The organism is Prolixibacter bellariivorans ATCC BAA-1284 (assembly GCF_000621705.1).
Taxonomy (GTDB): domain Bacteria; phylum Bacteroidota; class Bacteroidia; order Bacteroidales; family Prolixibacteraceae; genus Prolixibacter; species Prolixibacter bellariivorans.
Window position 1 is genome coordinate 36,975 of the sequence record NZ_JHXO01000005.1, and the last position, 19,770, is coordinate 56,744.

Below are 19,770 nucleotides of genomic sequence, written 5' to 3' on the forward strand. Positions count from 1 at the left end.
GGAATTACTTAATCAGGTAAAAAATACCAACGCATGAAAACAGATTTAAAACTGGCCTGGCGCAATCTGTGGCGCAATAAGCGGAGGACCATCATCACCATCGCATCGATTTTTTTTGGGGTGATTCTCTCCACTTACATGACCTCGATGCAGGAAGGCTCGTACGCAAAAATGGTGGAGAACGCCGTTCGGTTCTATTCCGGCCATATTCAGGTGCAGAATGAGGATTTCTGGGAGAACAAAACCATCAATAATACTTTCGTAGAAACCGATTCGATGAAAGCTAAAATTGCTTCGGTTTCCGGTATTCAACTGGTGGTTCCCCGGCTGGAGTCATTTGCTCTGGCTTCCAGTAAGCAACTAACCAAGGGAGCGATGGTTCTTGGCGTTGATCCTGAAAAAGAAGATCATCTGACGGAAATCAGCAAGAAGATGGTTCGGGGCAAATACCTGAAAAAAGGCAGCGACGGAATTCTAATGGGCGAAACGCTGGCCAAATATCTTCAGGTTGATGTGGGTGATACGCTGGTTTTGCTTGGACAAGGTTACCACGGAATCAATGCAGCCGGACTTTTCCCCATCAGGGGAATATTCAAACATCCTTCGCCGACTCTTGACCGACAGCTGATATACATGGATTTAGCTACGGCACAGGATTTCTATTCAGCCGATCATCTGCTAACTTCGCTGGCGATGTTGGTGAATGAAGCAGACGAGGTTCCGTATATCGTGAACGAGTTGAAAGCAAAGATTCACAGTCCATATCGCATTATGAGCTGGGATGAGATGCAGCCGGAACTGGTGCAGCAAATTAACGGAGACCGTGATAGTGGAGCCATCATGAAAGTCATTCTGTTTCTCGTCATCGGATTCGGTATACTGGGAACCATTATCATGATGGTAGCCGAGCGGCGGCGTGAGTTTGGTGTCATGGTATCGGTGGGAATGCAGAAAATACGCCTGGCCTGGATGTTGATTTACGAAACATTTATCATCGGGTTGTTGGGAATTCTTAGCGGTTCGCTGGCTGCTTTACCTATTTTGTATTACCAGTATTTCCACCCGATTAAATTAGGTGGACAAGCCGGCCAGATGATGGTCGATATGGGATTCGAACCCTATATGTATTTCTCGCTGGCCCCCAAAGTGTTCACGTTCCAGGTGTTAATCATTTTCATCATCATCATGGTGATTTCGATTTACCCATTTGCCAGTGCTTTAATGTTGAAGGAAAATAAAGCCTTACGGGCCTGATTGATTAACCGAAAAAATTACTGTCATGATTATACATGTAGCATGGAGAAATATCTGGCGGAATCCAACACGAAGTCTGGTCGTTATTCTGGCGATGGTGGTTGGGATGTTTGCCGGCATCTTCATGGTCAGTTTTGCTAAAGGAATGATGAAGGAACGCCTCAATCGCGGTATCGAAACGGAGGTGAGCCACATTCAGATTCATCATCCCAAATTCCGCGAAGCCGATGAACTGAAGTATCAGATTAAGGATGTCTTTCAGAAAATTAAGGACATTGAACAGATTGAAGGTGTGAACGGCGTGAGTCCGCGAATTGTCATTCAAGCCATGGTTGCTTCCGCCGAAACCGGTTCCGGCGTGAAATTGATTGGAACCGATCCCGACAGGGAAAAAACGGTTTCGAACCTGTATACCTATATCAAAAAAGGGAAATGGTTCGAAGGAATTTCACGGAATCCGGTGGTTATCGGACAGAAGCTGGCCGACAAGCTGAGTGTACATGTCCGCTCAAAAATAGTCCTCACTTTCCAGGATGATGAGGGAAACATAACAAGCGGCGCCTTTAGGATCGCCGGGATTTATCAAACCGTAAATACCAGCTTTGATGAAACACACGTTTATGTTCGCTTCGACGACCTGGATCAACTGGCTGCATTGCCTCAGGGAGCTGCCCAGGAAATTGCCGTCCATCTTTCCAGTCAGAAATATCTGAACCAGGTAAAAAACAAATTGAGCGACATGTATCCTAATTTGGAAGTGCTGACATGGAAAAAGCTGAATCCGGAGTTTGGTTACATCAACGATGTGTATGATTACTACCTGTATGTTTTCATTATCATCATTTTGCTGGCGCTTGGCTTCGGTATTGTCAACACCATTTTGATGGCCGTTCTGGAACGGGTGAAAGAGTTGGGAATGTTGATGGCAATTGGCATGAAAAAGGGCCGGATATTCCGGATGATTATGTGGGAATCGGTGATGATGAGCATTATCGGCGGCACGCTCGGGGTAGGCATCGGCCTGTTGGTCACTATTTGGACGAATCATACCGGTATTAGCTTCGATAGCTACAAAACCGGTTTTGAAGCCCTTGGATACGGAACAACTGTCCATCCCATAATCGACTGGGGCATTACGATTAATGTAATGGTATTGGTTTTTGTGACCGGAATTGTGGCTGCTGTTTACCCGGCGCTCAAAGCGTTGAAACTGAATCCGGCGGAAGCCTTGCGAACTGAATAATATCGAAAACACAATATAATAAGTCAAGCCATGTCAATTATAACAATAAAAGATCTGCATAAAGTTTACGATGGAACCCAGGTTGAGGTTCATGCTGTAAATGGCGTTACCCTGAATATTGAAGAAGGCGAATTCTCTGCTTTGGTTGGACCTTCCGGTTCAGGAAAAACAACCCTGATGAATATGCTTGGTGGCCTCGACCGACCAACTTCCGGCCAGGTGATGATCAACGGAACTGATTTGAGTCAACTGAAAGATTCCGAGTTGATTGATTTCCGGCTCCACCACATCGGTTTTGTATTCCAGTCGTATAACCTGATTCCGGTGTTAACGGCTCTGGAGAACGTGGAATTCATCATGCACTTGCAGGGAATTCCGAGTGCCGAAAGATATGCACGAGCCAAAGAACTGCTCGAAGCTGTAGGGCTCGGCGACCGCCTGAACAGTCGTCCCGGACAACTTTCTGGCGGACAGCAGCAACGTGTGGCTGTAGCCCGGGCACTTGCGTCGAAGCCCCGCTACGTTTTGGCTGATGAGCCAACTGCCAACCTCGATTCGCATTCTACAGAGAATCTGCTGGACATTATGGAGGAGTTGAACAGGAAGGAGAACATCACTTTCGTATTTTCTACTCACGATGCCCGCGTGGTGAAAAAGGCACATCGTGTGATTGTTCTCGAAGATGGCAAGGTGATTTCCGATGAGGTCCGGAAGAAAGAAGTAGTGAACGGCCCGAATGAGTAAATAGGAACATTCGTAAAATGCTTGTATGATGTTGATAAGCAGGATCAAAAAATACTTGGTTTTATTGGCTATGATTGGGATAACCTGGACGGTATCGGCTCAGGGAAGTAAGCTTGCCTTCAATGGTTATGTGAAGGACATGCAGACTTTTTATAATCTGAAAACACCGATAGTTCTTGGACCCGGTCAAACATTCGACAATATCAGTTACAACTTGCTGCACAACAGGTTGAATTTTAAATGGTACACCAATTCGTGGCTAACCACAACTTTTGAATTTCGAAACCGGTTGTTTTCCGGTAAGTTCATCAACGACTTTCCGGAATATGCCAGTATGATTGAAAAGGACAATGGATGGATGGATTTGTCATGGAACTGGGCAACCGGAAAAGGCTGGTTTGTGAATACCACGATTGACCGGGTTTATTTCGATATGAATTTCAATAAATGGAATGTTCGGGTTGGCCGCCAACGTATCAACTGGGGAATCAATCTGGTTTGGAATCCCAACGATGTGTTTAATGCCTTCGATTATTTTGATTTTGATTACGAAGAACGTCCGGGAACTGATGCGGTGAAAATTACCCGATACACCGGCGTGATGTCGTCGGCAGAATTGGTTTACAAAGGAGGTCGCAACAGCGATCAAATGGCACTGGCGGGGCGTTACCGTTTTAACGTAAATAATTATGATTTTCAGGTCATCGGTGGCTGGGTCGGGACAGACTGGGTTGTTGGAACCGGATGGTCGGGAGATATTCAAGGAGCTGGTTTTCGCGGCGAGATCACCCATTTTGAGCCTTTACCCGATAAGAAAGACGTCTCTTTTGCATCGACGGTGGCTTCCGTCTCGGCCGACTATACCTTTACTAACAGCCTGTATATTCACAGCAGTGTTCTCTATAACAGCCATGGAACTAACGGCCTGGCGGGAGGGATGGATTACCTGATGAATTCGAACCTGTCGGCTAAAATGCTGTCGCTGGCTAAGTGGTCGTTGTTCGGGCAGGTAAGTTATCCGGTCACCCCGCTCATCAATGTTGATTTTTCTTCGATAGTTAATCCGGGTGACGGTTCATTCTATCTTGGCCCTGGAGCAACCCTCTCGATAACCGACAATCTGGATTTTTTCCTCATGGGGCAACTGTTTGAAGGGAATCCGGGAACAGAGTTTGGTGACTACGGAAAAGCATGGTTTGCCCGTTTAAAATGGAGTTTTTGACCCTCTTCAGTAATTCTTTTGAGCAAAATTAAAGGGAGATATCGAGCAGGTATTTCCCTTCTTATGCAATAAAACCGCCGTTTTTGTACTGATAGAAAAAAAAATTAAGCCCACTTTCCTATCAGGAATATGTTAGTTAATTTTAGCGTGACCAAATTCCACATTTAATGATGCAATTATTTACATTCATTTCTGCTTCACAGACAAGGCGTTCGCTTTGTTTTATTGTTGATTTTTCAGAGTAGTTTTTAATAAAATAATCTAAAAAACATAATTATTATGGCCGGAACGGAACTTTTCGGTGCGGAAGAGAAAAAAGAGGTAATGGATGTGCTGGAGACAGGCATTCTTTTTCGCTATAATCACGATGACCAACGGGAAAATATCTGGAAAGCAAAAACATTTGAACAGGAGTTTGCCCAATATCTTGGTAGTAAACATGCCCATTTTTGTTCCAGCGGAACAGCGGCTGATGCCATTTCTCTTGCCGTTAGCGGTATTGGCGTAGGAGACGAAGTAATTGTTCCACCCTATACATTTATCGCACCGATTGAAGCAGTGCTGATGGCTGGCGGTGTACCCGTGTTCGCTGATATCGACGAAACTTTGTGTTTGAGTCCTGAAGCCATTGAGAAAGCTATTACACCGAGAACCAAAGCTGTTTTGCTGATACAGGTGTTCGGCTCAATGGGACGGATGGACGAAATTGTTGAGGTGTGTCGAAAAAATAACCTGAAACTGATTGAAGATGCCGCTCCTGCGTTAGGCGGAAGCTATAAAGGCAAAATGCTTGGAACATTTGGTGATGTTTCTGCGTTTTCATTTGACTTCTACAAGATCATCACAGCCGGCGAAGGTGGAGCTGTTGCCATGAATAGCGATGAGCTTTATGAAAAGGCTCATATGTATGCCGATCATGGACACGATCACATTGGGAATAACCGGGGAGCAGAGCAACACCCGATACTCGGATTTAATTTCCGTGGTTCGGAGTTGCATGCGGCAGTTGCATTGGCACAGTTGCGTAAATTGCCTCATATTATTGAGCAGCAAAGGAAAAATCAGGCTGCGTTGAAAGAAGTACTCAGTGAGTTTGACGAAATTCAACTCAGGGAGGTTCCGGACCCGGAAGGTGATTCAGCTACTTTCCTGAGCTTCTTCCTGCCGGAAGCCACAAAAGCAAAGGCAGTGTTTGATGCATTGCAGGAACAGGGTATTGGTTCAGCTTATTGGTATCAGAATAACTTCCACTTCCATCGGCAGTGGGAACATCTGAAAAAACTGAGATCGATTTATCCGCTACCGCTGACTGCCGTCGACAATGTTCCGGATTACGAGAATCTTTCATTACCTGTTACTGATGCGATTATGCAACGACTGGTGATGATTCAGGTTATGGTAAACTGGAGTGATGAGAAACTGAAAGAGTTGCAATCGAAAGTAAGAACTGCACTTAAAAGCGCACTAAATAAATAATAGATGTTTAGGAATTATAAAGCTGTCGGCCGTGTACTTTACGGCCGTAATGCATTGGCTCAGTTAGATGACATTTTCGAGCCGCTTCGTGTCGACGCCGGTTCCTATGTTCTTTTTCTTTTGGATGAATATTTTGAAGGGAATGAACTGGTGGACAGAATTCCGATGAAAGATGCGGATATGATCCGGTTTATGGATGTGACTGACGAGCCCAAAACCAAAGTAGTTGATGCTCTGGTGGAAGAAGTAATGAGTGAAATGGGTAAGCCTCCGGTTTCGGTTGTCGGAATTGGCGGTGGTAGTGTCATGGACTATGCCAAGGCTGTCCGACTCATGTTTACCAACCCCGGATCATCATCCCGTTACCAGGGATTAGATCTGATTAAGAACAAGGGAGTTCATTGTACGGTTGTACCGACCATTTCAGGAACCGGTGCCGAAGTTTCGATGACAACCGTTTTAACCGGTCCTGAGAAAAAACTGGGAATCAAAGGAGATTACACTCCGGCTGATCAGGTTGTACTTGATCCCGATTTAATCAAGTCGGTTCCCGATCCGCAACACTTCTATACGGCAATGGACTGTTACATTCACAATGTTGAGGCATTGAATGGAAACCGTAGAACGGTTATGGGAGCTTCACTCGGTCGCGAATCGTTGCATTTGTGCCAGGAGATTTTCCTTTCGGGAAATAGCCGGACGCCTGAGAACGATGAAAAGCTGATGGTTGCGTCTTATCTTGGCGGACTCTCTCTGACCTATTCTGAAGTGGGTGCTTGCCACGCTATTTCATATGGTTTGGCTACCGTAACCGGAATTCATCATGGTATTGGAAACTGCATTGTATTTAATCAGCTCGATGAGTTTTATCCGGACGAAGTGAAAGAGTTCCGCAAAATGATGGAGATTAATAAAGTCGATTTGCCAAAAGGTGTTCTGAAAGATTATTCTTCCGACGATATCGAAAAAATGGTGGATGTGGCTCTGACATTGACATTCATGTGGGCACATGTGGCAGGACCTGAGTGGGAAAGTGTAATTACCCGTGAAAAGCTCAGGGATTTATACATGAAAATGTAATTTTGAATCATGGATAAGAAAATTGTAAACGTTGGTGATATTGCCTGTGGCTCTGATAAGTTATTCTTAATTGCGGGTCCATGTGTGGTAGAAGACGTGAAGACCATGATGGTCACGGCCGAGTTTTTGGTCGATCTTTCTCAGAAACTGAATATTCCGCTCATTTTCAAATCATCCTTCCAAAAGGATAACCGGAGTTCTCTCGAATATTATTCGGGGCCGGGGATGGAGCGTGGCCTGGAGATTTTGCGTAAGATTAAGGAACAGTTTCAGGTTCCCATCATAACTGATGTTCATTACCCTGATCAGATTAAAATGGCAGCCGATGTAGTCGATATCATTCAGATTCCGGCTTATCTGTGTATGCAAAGCACGCTGGTTGTCGATGCAGCCAAAACCGGGAAGGTTATCAATATTAAACATGGGCAATTTTTGGCTCCTGAGAATATGATCAAACCGGTTGAAAAAGCAATTAGTGCGGGAAATGATCAGATTTTGCTAACGGAACGCGGATATACTTTTGGGTACAACGATTTGGTTGTCGATCCCCGGAGTTTTTATCATTTAAGACAAACTGGTTACCCGGTAATCTTTGATGTAACGCACTCCATTCGGAAGTATGGAATTCCGAGCGCGGATCCAGCCGGCGGTTCACGGGAATTTATTCCCACATTGGCGCGGGCAGGAGTGGCGGCAGGTATCGATGGATTGTTCCTGGAAACTCATCCCGATCCTTCAAGGGCATTATGTGATGCAGCCAGCCAAATGTGCATCGATGATGTGGAGTCATTTTTGAAACCACTCATCGAATTTCATGACCTGGAAGTAAAATATCGTGATTAATTAAACAAATAAACTCACAAAGAATGGAATTTTTCCTTGACTCAGCCAACTTCGAAGAAATTGAAGAAGCGCTTAAGCTTGGATTCATCGACGGTGTTACGACCACCCCGACTTTTATGCACCTGAATGGCCTGACCGATGTTGACGGTGCCATTGTGAAATTGTCGAAAATGGTTCCTGTATTGATGATCGAAGCGCTTGGTGAAAAAGCAGAGGACATTGTTGCGGAGGCTCACAGGCAATTGGCCCTGGGGCTCGATAAAAAGAAAACTGTTTTCAAGATTCCGGTATCGATGGAAGGAATTCGCGCCTGTAAAATGTTGCGCGACGAAGATATCATGGTGAACATCCACCTCGTTTACAATATACAGCAGGCATTGCTGGCACTTACTGCCGGTGCCAACTACGTTTGTGTATTGGTTGGCCGGATGCAGGACCAGGGGCACAACGCGTTGGAGTTGGCTAGCGATATCGTCGATACCATTAATCATTATGGTTATGATTCGAAACTGATGTTTTCATCAGTGCGCCATGCCGAGCATATCCGTAATGCGATGTTGCTGGGAGCACATAACATTACCATCCCCTGGAAGGTAATGAAGAAACTGGCTGATAACAATTTCACGAAAGTGGGAACTGACCAGTTTGTTGCCGATACACGAATGATTACCATGCAGGTGAAAGAGGTGATTTCCGATCACAATCCGGTGATTGAAAAATCAGCAATTGTGATGGACGCCTTGATTAAAATGAGTGAATCGGGGCTGGGCGCGGTATCAGTTGTTGATGGCGACGGTAAGCTGGAAGGTATTTTTACTGACGGTGATTTACGACGTCAGCTGCGTAATAACGGACAGGATATTCTGCACGAGCAGATTGAAAAACATATGACGGCAAATCCACTTTCCATCGATTCAAAAGCCATGCTGAAAGAAGCAGCAGCTTTGATTGAGGAAAGTCAGGTTGATAACCTTGTGGTTGTGAAGGAAGGCAAACCGGTTGGAATGCTTGATGTACAGGACTTAGTTAAGCTTGATTTACTGAAGTAATATATCTTACAATTGATGGAAAAGCAGTTACCGGTTATTTCGGTGCTGCTTTTCTTGTTTGTACCAGAATGATTTAACTATGGATTTTCTTGAACTAGTTACCATTCGTCAAAGCGACCGTTCTTATACCGACAGGGCACTTGAACCGGAAAAACTGGAACGGATTCTGGAGTGTGCCCGGTTGGCTCCGTCGGCTTGCAACGCTCAACCCTGGCACCTGATAGTGGTGGATGACGAGGATAAGCGACACAAAATTGCGGAGGCAGCATCAAGTCGTGCACTTGGGATGAACCATTTTTCATGGGAAGCGCCTGTTCAAATCGTCATTGTGGAGGAGAAGCCGAACTTCACCTCAAAGGCCGGTGGCTGGATTAAAAAGAAGCATTTCCCATTGATGGATATCGGAATTGTTGCAGAACATATTTGTTTAGCTGCTGCTGCCGAAGGATTGGGAAGTTGTATGATTGGCTGGTTCAATGAGGCAAAAGTCCGTAATACACTGGGAGTTCCGGATAGTAAACGTATACCTTTAATTATAACGATAGGATACACAGACAAACTGGTGCGAAAGAAGCTTCGAAAAAATGCTGATGAGATTATTACCAGAAATCACTATTAATCACTAAATTGAAAAACAAGGATGATTTGTTATTAAACATATGCAGATATTATTCTAATTATATACAGTATATTGCATAAGTCATAAACCTTTTAGGTTTCATGAGTGTTTTCTATCAAAAATGGATGAATAATGAACTTCCGTATTCAATCGACAAAACTTAGTGACTGGCTAAGCGATTTTGCCAAGCAGACCGGTGGTGAAATAAAAGGAAACAAGGTTATTATCCCTCAATCGATGGGTGAAGGCTCTTTTGAACTGGTGGAATTTACTCCATCGTTCTATGCCGCCATCACAGAGTTGAAGCTAAAAGAACCTGTCCCTTCCATTTTATTGAAGGTTCCATCTTTCATGGAAGGTTACTTTCAGATTCATCTCTTTAATCAAAAGGATCAGTCAACACTGTTTTACAACGATCATCGTCTCGGTCCCAATCTGGTGTCTGCCAATGGTGTTTTCTTCGGCTCGGCTGAGCAAAGTCGTTTGCTGGGCTTTGAGGTTGGTAAAACCACTTCGGTAGTTACGTTGCTGTTCTCTTCTCCGTCGGTGCGGGAGTTCTTTCCGGATATTGATAATGAATACCTCGAAGGAGTTTTCTATTCCGGACGCCCGTTCCTGATGCAACATCCAATTACACCTGACTTACAGAAAATAACGGCTAAGCTGATTTCTCCTTCCGTGAATTCTTCCGTAAGGGGAATATTTCTTCACGGAAAGTCTCTGGAATTTATCAGTATGTTGCTGGACGCCCTGGAAGAGAAGTACCAGGGAAAGTTCGAGTTCACGGCCAAGCCCGACGATATTACCCGGATACTGCAAGTACGCGAACAGATTTTGTCGGATTTGAATGCCCATCCCGGTATACCGGAATTGGCTTCGATAGCCGTAATGAGCGAAAGCAAATTGCACAAAACGTTTAAGCAGGTATTCGGAAAATCGGTGTATCAATACCGGTTGGAAGCACGAATGGAAGTTGCCCGCCTGCAATTGATTTCGCGTGAATATTCGGTGAAAGAAGTGGGTTATTCACTTGGCTATTCCAATATCAGCCAGTTTATCAAAGCATTTAAGAAAGCTTACGGCAAAACGCCCAAAAGCTATTTAAAGGAATATTCGCTGGAAAGCGGAGAATAAATAAAAAAGAGGATGATCATTTGATCATCCTCTTTTTTTACAGCCCTAATCGTTTTAAATATCTCTAAGAATATTGCTGTAAAAATACATGTTTCTCTGGTTAATGAGACTGAAAATCTGTTAATAAAGAGAAAATCTGTCTCATAAACGATAAGGAAGAAAAGCTCTTTCCAGTTCATCCATCTTCATCGAAGCATCTTTCATCATCAGGTTAATGGTTTCGTGAGAATCAAAATCCTGGTGAGTTTCAGTAATTGGATAATCCGGGGCATGGGACGGTATTTGTTCCTCCTGAACTCTGATTTCTGTTTGTACATCAATTAAATCGTTGCGAAGACTGTGAAACGCCAGTTCCAATTCCAACAAGTTTTGTTCGTGTTTCCACTCAGGTGATGCAGCTTTCAACTCCTTAATCCGGGCTTGGTACAAGCGGATTCTATTCCGTAAAAAGGCAATCCGGTTTTTCCAGATTTTGTAGTCAAAATCGATATCCGGTATCGATATGGTTCCGGCATGTGACATAAGTAAAAATTTTAAGTTAATAATTGGATTTCCCAGTAGTCGTAAATAAGCAATTTCGGCACCAATGTAGACAGCAAAGCAATTCCACAATGTTTCCATTTCAGGATGTGTAACGGTTACCTGAAACAGGTTTTTGCACACATAAATCCCTAATAAATCAAGGAATTAAGCAATAAAATACAGGATACAAGTTTGGCTGTTGGTTTGCTGATTGCAGGCAATGGATAATATTCCTTTTTCGTTTTCTCTTTTACCACGCTTACAACCTTCTAATTTAATGAATATTAGGATATGAGTCAAGAGGCCGCGTCTTGATTAACAGATGCTTAACGTTCGATGAGACGAATGTAGAATGAATAGGGTAAAAAATAAGCCGGCTTGTATGTTCCGGCTTAACATATTTATTATAAGTAAGATGTTACTTTCTTACATTAATAATACTTCCTTTAGCAGCATTGGGCGGCATAATTCCCAGAAAATCGGCCAGTGTGGGAACCACATCCATAATATTTGTGCGCTGGTTGAGAGTGCCATGCTTTACGTGTCCACCCCAAAAAATTAAAGGAACCTGGCTATTTTCGGTGTAATCAATGCGTCGATATTTCTCTTTGGGTTGCCAGCCTTCCTCAAATCGAAGTAAGATGTCTCCCGAGCGCTTGGGATTGTAGCTATTCTGGAAAGGAGCAAAAGAGCTTCCCAGCAAATTGACTGACTCGAGTTCGGATGCTGCGCGGCAACTGGCAACTCCCTCAAATTGGTTTAAGAAACTGGCAGCCTCTTTTTGTATGGTTGCCAAATCAATTTTTCGTTCGCTAATGAGGTCACGGTCAAAATAAACTTGCTGGTTCATGTAGCTCTCCACATAGTTTCCTTGCCCGAATTTAATGTTGAGGTACGCCTTCAGCAACGCAACGGCTCCTTCGGGATTGAAGGTGCCAGCTTGCATGTGAAATTCTTCCTTCAAATAGGACGAAGGATAAGATTCGCTGGAAGTGCCTGTCAGAAAAACAACGACATTGTCTTTTCCGATGGTACGATCGAGGTAATTCAGCAAATGAGCAATATTCTGGTCCATCCGAAGGTAAGTATCTTCCATCTCAACAGATGCCGGACCAAAAGAATTCCGTTCGTAATCCATCGATGAGAAGGTAACGGTCAACATATCTGGAATGCTGTCCTGGCCAAGCCCCTCATTGGCAATTAGCGATGTGGCAAAGTCCGAAACCATTAGATTCCCGTACGGGGTGGTTTTCAGTACACGGTAGTCTTCGGTTCGCTTCTGTAACTTCGATAGTTCGTACGGGAAAGTATTCCACTTATCGTAATAGCCGGGTTCGAGAATGTAATCGTCTGCAATACTTTCGGTGTAACTTGAAATGGGATATAGTGTTTCCCATTTGCGGTGAATATAATCGTCAGCAAGTTTTTGGTTGTTGAAATTGAAAGCCCAATCGGGGAAGGTTTCCACATAATAGGAACTGGAAATCATGTTACCACTTTCCGGATCGAACCAGTATGCTCCATCCCCCGCGTGGCCTGCAGAAAAAACTGCTGCAGGTGCATTTAGTGCAACGCTGTATACCTTTGCTTTTCCATTGGTCATTATCTTTAGTGCATCACCAATGGTTGGTGTCATCAGTTTCATGGCCGAACGGTCACCTTCCGTGCTGTTTGAACCAACTGTTGTATAATAATCGTCGTGAGTGCAATCGATTACTTTCTTCCTGAGGCGATCAATCCATTGATCATTCACTATACCGTTGAACGAAGGAGCAGCACCGGTAAAGAGTGTTGCCATTCCAACTGAAGGACGTTGAATCAGGTTGTCGATATGATTGTTTCGGCAAACAAATCCCTGGTTAACCAATCGGCGGAAACCGTCAGTCCGGAATTTATCCCAGTAACGATCGATGTAATCGGGACGAATATCTTCCACCACAATCCCCACCACCAGTTTCGGTCGATAGGTTTTTCCGTTAGCGTGCGACTGTGCATGCAGCAGAATGGGACTTAATAATCCGAGGAGAAAAATTGCAAAACGTTTGGTATACATCAGAATATGTGTCGAAAGTAATCAATTAAATTCAGGTAAACTCACATGCTTTTACCATTTCGAAAATGGATTTCTGGCAAGATAGGAATTAAAATAATGCGTATTACCGGTTACTTCTTCTCCAATCCACGGAGGAAGTTCAAAATTCTCATCTTCCGACTCAAGCTCAATTTCCGCTATAATCAGTCCTTCGTTGGCTCCAATAAACTCATCAACTTCCCATATTTTCCCTTCATAGGGAATTTTGCTTCTGAACTTTTCAACCGCTTGGGTTACACTTAAATTCATCAGCTCCCGGGCATCACTAACGGGGATTTCATATTCAAACTCAGGACGAGTAAAACTCTCCACCTTTCCTTTGAGTGTCAGGTAACCACGATTTCCGGCGATCCGGATTCTTATCGTTCTTTCCGGATCGGTGGTTAAGTATCCTTGAATATAATGTACGGGCGGTGCCATAATCCGCCAGTCGTCGTTGGTAACGAGAAATTTCCGTTCAGTTTCTTGTGCCATGTATCGTGATTTTGCCCAAAGGTAGAAATTATTTCAGGGGGAGTCTCATTTTAAAACCGCCATCTGGATGTAAAAACAGGAAGTTAATCCTTTCTTCATTTTGGCGAAAAACGGTTAACTTGTACTTAACTATAATGCATTCAAAAAGCATTTGGGGTGCCGTTTTTTTGCTGTATTTTTATAAAAACATTTTGCCATGGAACTCATTGTAACTGATCACGACGAAAAAACCTGGGGTATGATGTGCCATTTTGCCTCATTCCTTGGTTTTGTTGTACCGCTGGGGAATATCCTCGGACCACTTTTGGTTTATCTGATGAAGAAGGATATTTACCGGTTTGTGGAAGAGCAGGGAAAAGAGTCGCTGAATTTCCAAATCACGATGACCATCTACCTGTTGATTTGTATCCCATTGATTTTTGTCATTATCGGTATCATTATTTTACCGGCCTTGCTTATTTTCTGGATTACTGTAGTGATTGTTGCTGCCGTGAAGAATTCGGAAGGTCGAAGCTTCCGGTATCCGATTACTATTCGTTTTATTCAATAGGTTTATTTATCATGAGTGTGCTGAAGGAAGTATGTGTGGAAAGTCTGGCCGAAGCACTGAATGCAGTTCATGCAGGTGCTAGCCGAATTGAACTGTGTGAAAACTTGGCAGTGGGAGGAACTACGCCATCGTATGGGACAATAAAAAAGAGCAAAGAGACTTTGCCGGTTCCCTTTATGGTTATGATACGACCGAGAGGCGGTGATTTTGTTTACACTGATGATGAATTTGACTTGATGAAGGAGGATATCAGGATTTGTAAGGAGTTGCAAGCCCCGGGAGTTGTTTTCGGACTACTGACTACATCAGGACAAATCGATATTCCGCGAACGCGTGAATTGATTGAGTTGGCCAGGCCAATGCAGATTACATTTCACAAAGCTATTGATGAAGCGACTGATATTCCGGAAGCAACCCGGCAGTTAAAAGAACTTGGAGTAAACCGGATACTCTCTTCCGGAGGCAAACCAACAGCCATGGAAGGTGCTGTTATGCTGAAACGTATGATGGAAATTGCCGGTAAAAATATGCACATCATTGTGGCCGGAAAAGTAACCAATGAGAATTTTGAGCAGGTAAAAAGCCTGGTGCCATCCGGTGAATTTCACGGAAGGAGACTGGTGGGGGATATTGCCTTATAAATAAATGGTAAACCACCGTGAAACATAGCGGTTTCAATATTTTCTTTAATTTTGCAGTTTCTCAGATAAACGATAACGCAACGTAAAGAAAATCATATACGACTCATGGCACAGAAACCGTCTATCCCCAAAGGAACGCGCGATTTTTCACCAGAAGAAATGGTGAAACGGAATTACATATTCGATACCATCAAACAGGTGTTTCGTTTGTATGGTTTTCAATCCATCGAAACTCCGGCCATGGAGAACCTTTCTACTTTGATGGGTAAATATGGTGAAGAAGGGGATAAACTTCTTTTTAAGATTCTGAATTCCGGCGATTTCCTGTCGAAAGTTAACGACAGCGAACTGGCCGGGAAAGACTCGATAAAACTGACCAACCAGATTTCGGAAAAAGGACTGCGTTATGACTTGACAGTGCCTTTTGCCCGTTACGTGGTGCAACACCGAAACGAAATTACTTTTCCGTTTAAACGTTTCCAGATTCAGCCGGTTTGGCGTGCCGATCGCCCGCAGAAAGGCCGTTATCGCGAATTCTTCCAGTGTGATGTAGATGTGATTGGTTCCGATTCATTGCTGAATGAAGTGGAATTGATTCAGATTGTGGATGAGGTCTTCAGGAGACTGAACATCAATGTGGTATTAAAGCTGAATAACCGGAAAATTCTTTCGGGAATAGCAGAAACAATTGGTGAAATCGATCGGATTGTCGATATCACGGTGGCGATTGATAAGCTCGATAAGATTGGATTGGAAAAAGTAAATGCAGAGCTCGGAGAGAAAGGTGTTTCGACTGATGCTATTGCGAAGCTGCAACCTATTCTGAAATTGAGCGGAACCAATGAGGAAAAGCTGGATCAGATTGAACAGGTAATCGGTGGTTCGGAAACCGGACGCAAAGGTATTGACGAAGTTCGTACCATTTTCAATTACCTGAAGCAACTCGATTTGGGGACCGAAGTGGAATTGGACTTGACATTGGCTCGTGGGTTGAATTACTACACGGGGGCAATATTCGAGGTAAAAGCGAAAGATGTGGAGATTGGTTCCATTACGGGTGGTGGCCGCTACGATGATTTGACCGGCATTTTCGGTTTGCCTGATGTATCCGGTGTGGGTATTTCGTTTGGTGCCGACCGTATTTATGATGTCATGACACAGCTCGATCTTTTCCCAAAAGATAAGGTAACTACTACGCGTCTCATGTTTGTCAATTTTGGTCCGGAAGAAGAAAAATACTGCTTGCCGATGTTGGCGAAGTTGCGTGCTGCCGGCGTAAATGCCGAGATATTTCCGGAGGCTGCCAAAATGAAGAAGCAGATGAATTACGCGAATAAGAAGGGAATTGCGTTTGTGGCTATGGCCGGTGAAAATGAAATTGCCGATGGCTTATTTACGTTAAAAAATATGGAAACCGGCGGGCAGCAACAATTTGATTCCCGTCAGTTATTGGAAACCCTGACAAAATAGATTTTTTATTACCGATAAGGTTCTTATTTTTCCGGCACCATGAAAAGGAGCCGGGAAAATAAATCATATCGAATGGTCAAGCTGGCAGGAGGCGATATTCGCTTCCCGTGAATCCGGATGAAATGTTAGCAGAATACCGTATTCCGGTTAATGGAATACGTAAGATTTATGTTTAACTATTTATCCGGAATTTTTATGTCTGAAAATATTCACTACATCTCTCCGGCAAAACTAACATTTGAAGATGTTGAGGATTTGCTGGAAAAACATAAGACCCTCGCCCTTTCGGAGGAATCAGAAAAGCTGATAAGCGATTGTAAAAACTGGCTTGATAAGAAGCTGGCTGGCAGCGAAGAACCGATTTATGGTATCAATACCGGATTCGGAGCGCTGTGTGATCGGGAAATATCGAAAGACGATTTGAGCAAACTTCAGGAAAACCTTGTTTTATCGCATGCCTGTAATATTGGTCCAGAGCTTCCCCACGCGGTAATAAAACTGATGCTGTTTTTGAAAGCACATGCCTTATCTTACGGAAAATCGGGTGTGCAAGTAAAAACCGTACAGCGTATTATCGACATGTTTAACCACGATGTTATACCAGTGGTATGTGAACAAGGCTCGCTTGGCGCATCTGGTGACTTGGCTCCGTTGGCTATGTTATTCCTGCCTCTTTTGGGGAGAGGAGAGGTTTACTATCGCGGCGAACGCATGGAAGCTTCCTATGTGCTTGAATCATTAGGTTGGGAACCGATTCGTCTGGAGGCGAAAGAAGGATTGGCCTTGCTGAATGGTACACAATTTATGCTGGCTCACGGTATCTTCACGCTGCTGAAGGCTTTCCGGATTGCTAAATACGCCGATATCATCGGAGCATTGTCGCTCGACGCTTTCAATGGACTTATCGGACCATTCGAGGAGCGTATTCAGCGAATTCGTCCGCATCACGGTCAAATTGAAACGGCACGTAACTTTCGCTCCATTTTGTCCGGAAGTGAGCTGATAGAACGACCGAAAAAGCATGTGCAGGATCCTTATTCATTTCGTTGTATTCCGCAGGTTCATGGTGCCGTGAAGGATGCGATTGATTATGTGGCTAATGTTATTGAAGTGGAGATGAACTCGGTCACCGATAATCCAACCATTTTTCCGGAAGACGACATGATTGTTTCGGGAGGTAATTTCCACGGTGAGCCGTTGGCGCTTTCGTTGGACTTTTTGTCTATCGCCATATCGGAGCTTGGTAGCATCTCTGAAAGACGTACCTACCGGTTGATTTCCGGTGAACGCGATTTGCCCGAATTTCTTGTAGCTAATCCGGGATTGAATTCCGGTTTTATGATTCCGCAATACGCGGCCGCTTCGATTGTGAGTCAAAGTAAACAATTGTGTACACCGGCATCAGTCGATTCCATTCCATCGTCGAATGAACAAGAGGACCATGTGAGTATGGGTGGCAATGCGGCAACCAAGGTGCTGAAGGTCGCAGACAATACGTTGAAGATTCTTTCTATTGAGCTTTATAATGCATCACAAGCACTGGAGTTCCGCCGGCCGATGAAGACCTCACCTTACCTGGAGGATTTCCTGAAGCAATACCGAACTCGTGTTGATTTTGTAGAAGAAGATACCTTGATGTACGAAGGTATCAACCAAACCATCGACTTTTTGGACAAAGGCAGATTTGCCTGATAAAATAAAAAAAGCCGGAGTAAATTGCTCCGGCTTTTCTTTTAGTCTTTATCGTGTTTTCTTCGATACTCTTTCATTAGGTAACCCATAAATTTTCGTTCAGCAAAATAGAGTGTCACAACCTTGTTGGCCGGAAGCACTTTGAGCAATTTCTCGTTGTATTCTTTCATCATTTGCCCTTCACGGAGATGAATGTCGGCATATTTTTCTGCCATTTGACGAAATTGGGCATCGGTCATATTGGTTGAATCTTTGTGAAACGCATCTTCCAGATCCTTTTTCTCGTGCCATATCTTTGCACGTTCGCTTTCCAGCATGTTATATACTGGCCAGAAGTTTTGTGCTTCTTCCGGAGTCAACGACAGTTGTTCTGTCAGGAAGGCAATTTTCTGGTTTTTGATGGCATCCCATCCGGGAAAATCTTTTTTTGAGTGGTGTTGAGCAAAGAGCGACGGTCCGGAGAGGAACAATATGGCGATAAGTATCAGCTTTTTCATTATTCCGGTATTTTATTGATTGTAATTTCGAAGGATTTCCCAATCAGAGTAATTCATAACAATATAATCTTCTATTTGCTGTGACGTCAAGGTATCGGTAGCCATTGTGTTGTCTACATCGTTCAGTGTACTCAAAATCTGAAGATCGTCAGAGCTGGAAAAAAGTTGGTAGTTCATTAATGTTTCAAAATAATTGTCTCCCGGTGCATCTGTCTGAACCGTATTACCCGGATGTTTAGCCAGGTAATTATTCCATATTCCCGGAAGGAAATTTTCCAATGGAACATACAACAGGAAAAAAACCAACGCAAAACTGGCTGCCAGTCCCAGAACAGGTTTGAGAATATTTAGCCACTGTAGCCTATGGGCAGGTTGTTCTTCTGCCTTAATGCGACTGTTCAACCGTTCGGAGAAGGTATCAAAATAAGCCTCCGGGGTACCAAACGGATTCTCCTTTTTAATATGGGAGAGTGGTGACTCTTTATGTTCTTTTTTCTCCTTCATTGGATTTTTTAACTTTCAAAAATTTAGACAAGATTCGCTATCAAAGGTTTAATCCACTAAAGTTAATTGTCTTCAATATATGCCTCAATCTTTTTTACGGCATGATGGTAGGAAGCTTTCAGTGCTCCGACCGATGTTTCCAGAATTTCAGACATCTCATGATATTTCATTTCATCAAAGTATTTCATATTGAAAACCAACCGCTGTTTATCGGGTAACGTGAGGATGGCTTTCTGTAATTTCAGTTGTGCCTGGTCGCCTTCAAAATATTCGTCGGCTTCCAGTGTCGACAAAAGAAATTCACTTCCTTCATCCAGTAAATGGTGGGATTTTCGTTTGCGCTCGTTGATAAAACTTAACGCTTCGTTGGTGGCTATGCGGTACAACCAGGTAAAAAGACTGGAATCGGCCCGAAAATTCTCAACACTTTTCCAGACTTTCAAGAAGACATTCTGCAATACATCATCAGTATCATCATGATTCACCACAATCTTGCGGATATGCCAATATAATCGCTCCTGATATGATTTTACCAGAATGTGAAAGGCCATGGCTCGCCTGGTTTCGTCCTTCAGGTCGTTTATTAATTCTTTTTCGTCGATGTGCATGCAGATGCAGAATTCCCTTCTTGTTCAATCAAAGAATGAGACTGTGAATAAAGGTA

20 protein-coding genes are annotated in these 19,770 nt (G+C 43.6%); 14 read left to right on the forward strand and 6 right to left on the reverse strand.

Annotation, left to right across the window (positions count from 1 at the left end; all coding sequences use genetic code 11):
- Positions 1–33: 33 nt before the first annotated feature.
- From T426_RS0103305 to T426_RS24900, 10 genes are all read left to right on the forward strand, one after another.
- Positions 34–1,254: an ABC transporter permease gene (locus T426_RS0103305; protein WP_025864100.1), complete on the forward strand. Its 1,221-nt coding sequence runs from the start codon at positions 34–36 to the stop codon at positions 1,252–1,254.
- 25 nt (positions 1,255–1,279) lie between these two features.
- The gene (locus T426_RS0103310; protein WP_027585279.1) at positions 1,280–2,497 is read left to right on the forward strand and encodes an ABC transporter permease; all 1,218 of its coding nucleotides are present in this window, start codon (positions 1,280–1,282) and stop codon (positions 2,495–2,497) included.
- Between the two features lie 30 nt (positions 2,498–2,527).
- Entirely contained in the window at positions 2,528–3,241 is a 714-nt protein-coding gene (locus T426_RS0103315; protein ID WP_025864102.1) for an ABC transporter ATP-binding protein, read from the forward strand.
- Between the two features lie 25 nt (positions 3,242–3,266).
- A complete protein-coding gene (locus tag T426_RS0103320; RefSeq protein ID WP_025864103.1) occupies positions 3,267–4,463 on the forward strand; it encodes a hypothetical protein in 1,197 nt (398 codons plus the stop codon).
- A 279-nt stretch (positions 4,464–4,742) separates the two neighbouring features.
- A complete protein-coding gene (locus T426_RS0103325; RefSeq protein ID WP_025864104.1) occupies positions 4,743–5,939 on the forward strand; it encodes a DegT/DnrJ/EryC1/StrS family aminotransferase in 1,197 nt (398 codons plus the stop codon).
- 3 nt (positions 5,940–5,942) lie between these two features.
- Complete coding sequence (locus T426_RS0103330; RefSeq protein WP_025864105.1) at positions 5,943–7,019, forward strand: iron-containing alcohol dehydrogenase family protein; 1,077 nt, start codon at positions 5,943–5,945, stop codon at positions 7,017–7,019.
- Positions 7,020–7,028: 9 nt separating this feature from the next.
- Positions 7,029–7,862 (forward strand): 3-deoxy-8-phosphooctulonate synthase, encoded by an 834-nt coding sequence (gene kdsA, locus T426_RS0103335; RefSeq protein WP_027585280.1) that lies wholly within the window; start codon positions 7,029–7,031, stop codon positions 7,860–7,862.
- A 23-nt stretch (positions 7,863–7,885) separates the two neighbouring features.
- Positions 7,886–8,911, forward strand: coding sequence for a transaldolase family protein (locus T426_RS0103340; RefSeq protein ID WP_025864106.1), 1,026 nt, complete (start codon positions 7,886–7,888; stop codon positions 8,909–8,911).
- Between the two features lie 79 nt (positions 8,912–8,990).
- Positions 8,991–9,530, forward strand: a complete 540-nt coding sequence (locus T426_RS0103345; protein ID WP_025864107.1) for a nitroreductase family protein — start codon at positions 8,991–8,993, stop codon at positions 9,528–9,530.
- A 132-nt stretch (positions 9,531–9,662) separates the two neighbouring features.
- Positions 9,663–10,664, forward strand: a complete 1,002-nt coding sequence (locus T426_RS24900; RefSeq protein ID WP_025864108.1) for a helix-turn-helix domain-containing protein — start codon at positions 9,663–9,665, stop codon at positions 10,662–10,664.
- A gap of 141 nt (positions 10,665–10,805) precedes the next feature.
- On the opposite strand, the gene T426_RS0103355 is transcribed toward T426_RS24900, so the two are convergent.
- The 3 genes from T426_RS0103355 to T426_RS0103365 form a co-directional block, all read right to left on the reverse strand.
- The gene (locus T426_RS0103355; RefSeq protein WP_148303718.1) at positions 10,806–11,186 is read right to left on the reverse strand and encodes a hypothetical protein; all 381 of its coding nucleotides are present in this window, start codon (positions 11,184–11,186) and stop codon (positions 10,806–10,808) included.
- Between the two features lie 418 nt (positions 11,187–11,604).
- Positions 11,605–13,239, reverse strand: coding sequence for an alkaline phosphatase family protein (locus T426_RS0103360; RefSeq protein ID WP_025864110.1), 1,635 nt, complete (start codon positions 13,237–13,239; stop codon positions 11,605–11,607).
- Between the two features lie 51 nt (positions 13,240–13,290).
- Positions 13,291–13,752, reverse strand: a complete 462-nt coding sequence (locus tag T426_RS0103365) for a CYTH domain-containing protein (RefSeq protein WP_025864111.1) — start codon at positions 13,750–13,752, stop codon at positions 13,291–13,293.
- Between the two features lie 196 nt (positions 13,753–13,948).
- Between T426_RS0103365 and T426_RS0103370 the strand changes: the two genes are divergently transcribed.
- The 4 genes from T426_RS0103370 (at position 13,949) to hutH (ending at position 18,105) form a co-directional block, all read left to right on the forward strand.
- Entirely contained in the window at positions 13,949–14,302 is a 354-nt protein-coding gene (locus tag T426_RS0103370) for a DUF4870 domain-containing protein (RefSeq protein WP_025864112.1), read from the forward strand.
- A gap of 11 nt (positions 14,303–14,313) precedes the next feature.
- The gene (locus tag T426_RS0103375) at positions 14,314–14,943 is read left to right on the forward strand and encodes a copper homeostasis protein CutC (protein WP_199898521.1); all 630 of its coding nucleotides are present in this window, start codon (positions 14,314–14,316) and stop codon (positions 14,941–14,943) included.
- A gap of 105 nt (positions 14,944–15,048) precedes the next feature.
- Positions 15,049–16,413 (forward strand): histidine--tRNA ligase, encoded by a 1,365-nt coding sequence (hisS, locus tag T426_RS0103380; protein ID WP_025864114.1) that lies wholly within the window; start codon positions 15,049–15,051, stop codon positions 16,411–16,413.
- Positions 16,414–16,608: 195 nt separating this feature from the next.
- A complete protein-coding gene (hutH, locus tag T426_RS0103385; protein WP_025864115.1) occupies positions 16,609–18,105 on the forward strand; it encodes a histidine ammonia-lyase in 1,497 nt (498 codons plus the stop codon).
- Between the two features lie 41 nt (positions 18,106–18,146).
- Here the strand turns inward: hutH and T426_RS0103390 are convergent, their stop codons facing one another.
- The 3 genes from T426_RS0103390 to T426_RS0103400 form a co-directional block, all read right to left on the reverse strand.
- On the reverse strand, positions 18,147–18,602 hold the full coding sequence (locus T426_RS0103390) for a hypothetical protein (RefSeq protein WP_025864116.1): 456 nt from the start codon (positions 18,600–18,602) through the stop codon (positions 18,147–18,149).
- Between the two features lie 12 nt (positions 18,603–18,614).
- Positions 18,615–19,106 (reverse strand): hypothetical protein, encoded by a 492-nt coding sequence (locus tag T426_RS0103395; RefSeq protein ID WP_025864117.1) that lies wholly within the window; start codon positions 19,104–19,106, stop codon positions 18,615–18,617.
- Between the two features lie 62 nt (positions 19,107–19,168).
- Entirely contained in the window at positions 19,169–19,714 is a 546-nt protein-coding gene (locus T426_RS0103400) for an RNA polymerase sigma factor (protein ID WP_025864118.1), read from the reverse strand.
- Between the last annotated feature and the right edge of the window lie 56 nt (positions 19,715–19,770).

Excerpts from the sequence above, each read along its gene's own strand:
- T426_RS0103375 (WP_199898521.1), top strand. The coding sequence starts at position 14,314 with ATGAGTGTGCTGAAGGAAGTATGTGTGGAAAGTCTGGCCGAAGCACTG.
- T426_RS0103340 (WP_025864106.1), top strand. The coding sequence starts at position 7,886 with ATGGAATTTTTCCTTGACTCAGCCAACTTCGAAGAAATTGAAGAAGCG.
- hisS (WP_025864114.1), top strand. The coding sequence starts at position 15,049 with ATGGCACAGAAACCGTCTATCCCCAAAGGAACGCGCGATTTTTCACCA.
- T426_RS0103395 (WP_025864117.1), bottom strand. The coding sequence starts at position 19,106 with ATGAAGGAGAAAAAAGAACATAAAGAGTCACCACTCTCCCATATTAAA.
- T426_RS0103360 (WP_025864110.1), bottom strand. The coding sequence starts at position 13,239 with ATGTATACCAAACGTTTTGCAATTTTTCTCCTCGGATTATTAAGTCCC.
- T426_RS0103325 (WP_025864104.1), top strand. The coding sequence starts at position 4,743 with ATGGCCGGAACGGAACTTTTCGGTGCGGAAGAGAAAAAAGAGGTAATG.
- T426_RS0103400 (WP_025864118.1), bottom strand. The coding sequence starts at position 19,714 with ATGCACATCGACGAAAAAGAATTAATAAACGACCTGAAGGACGAAACC.
- T426_RS0103320 (WP_025864103.1), top strand. The coding sequence starts at position 3,267 with ATGATGTTGATAAGCAGGATCAAAAAATACTTGGTTTTATTGGCTATG.
- T426_RS0103330 (WP_025864105.1), top strand. The coding sequence starts at position 5,943 with ATGTTTAGGAATTATAAAGCTGTCGGCCGTGTACTTTACGGCCGTAAT.
- T426_RS0103370 (WP_025864112.1), top strand. The coding sequence starts at position 13,949 with ATGGAACTCATTGTAACTGATCACGACGAAAAAACCTGGGGTATGATG.
- T426_RS0103305 (WP_025864100.1), top strand. The coding sequence starts at position 34 with ATGAAAACAGATTTAAAACTGGCCTGGCGCAATCTGTGGCGCAATAAG.
- T426_RS0103365 (WP_025864111.1), bottom strand. The coding sequence starts at position 13,752 with ATGGCACAAGAAACTGAACGGAAATTTCTCGTTACCAACGACGACTGG.
- T426_RS0103345 (WP_025864107.1), top strand. The coding sequence starts at position 8,991 with ATGGATTTTCTTGAACTAGTTACCATTCGTCAAAGCGACCGTTCTTAT.
- T426_RS24900 (WP_025864108.1), top strand. The coding sequence starts at position 9,663 with ATGAACTTCCGTATTCAATCGACAAAACTTAGTGACTGGCTAAGCGAT.
- T426_RS0103390 (WP_025864116.1), bottom strand. The coding sequence starts at position 18,602 with ATGAAAAAGCTGATACTTATCGCCATATTGTTCCTCTCCGGACCGTCG.
- T426_RS0103355 (WP_148303718.1), bottom strand. The coding sequence starts at position 11,186 with ATGTCACATGCCGGAACCATATCGATACCGGATATCGATTTTGACTAC.
- hutH (WP_025864115.1), top strand. The coding sequence starts at position 16,609 with ATGTCTGAAAATATTCACTACATCTCTCCGGCAAAACTAACATTTGAA.
- kdsA (WP_027585280.1), top strand. The coding sequence starts at position 7,029 with ATGGATAAGAAAATTGTAAACGTTGGTGATATTGCCTGTGGCTCTGAT.
- T426_RS0103310 (WP_027585279.1), top strand. The coding sequence starts at position 1,280 with ATGATTATACATGTAGCATGGAGAAATATCTGGCGGAATCCAACACGA.
- T426_RS0103315 (WP_025864102.1), top strand. The coding sequence starts at position 2,528 with ATGTCAATTATAACAATAAAAGATCTGCATAAAGTTTACGATGGAACC.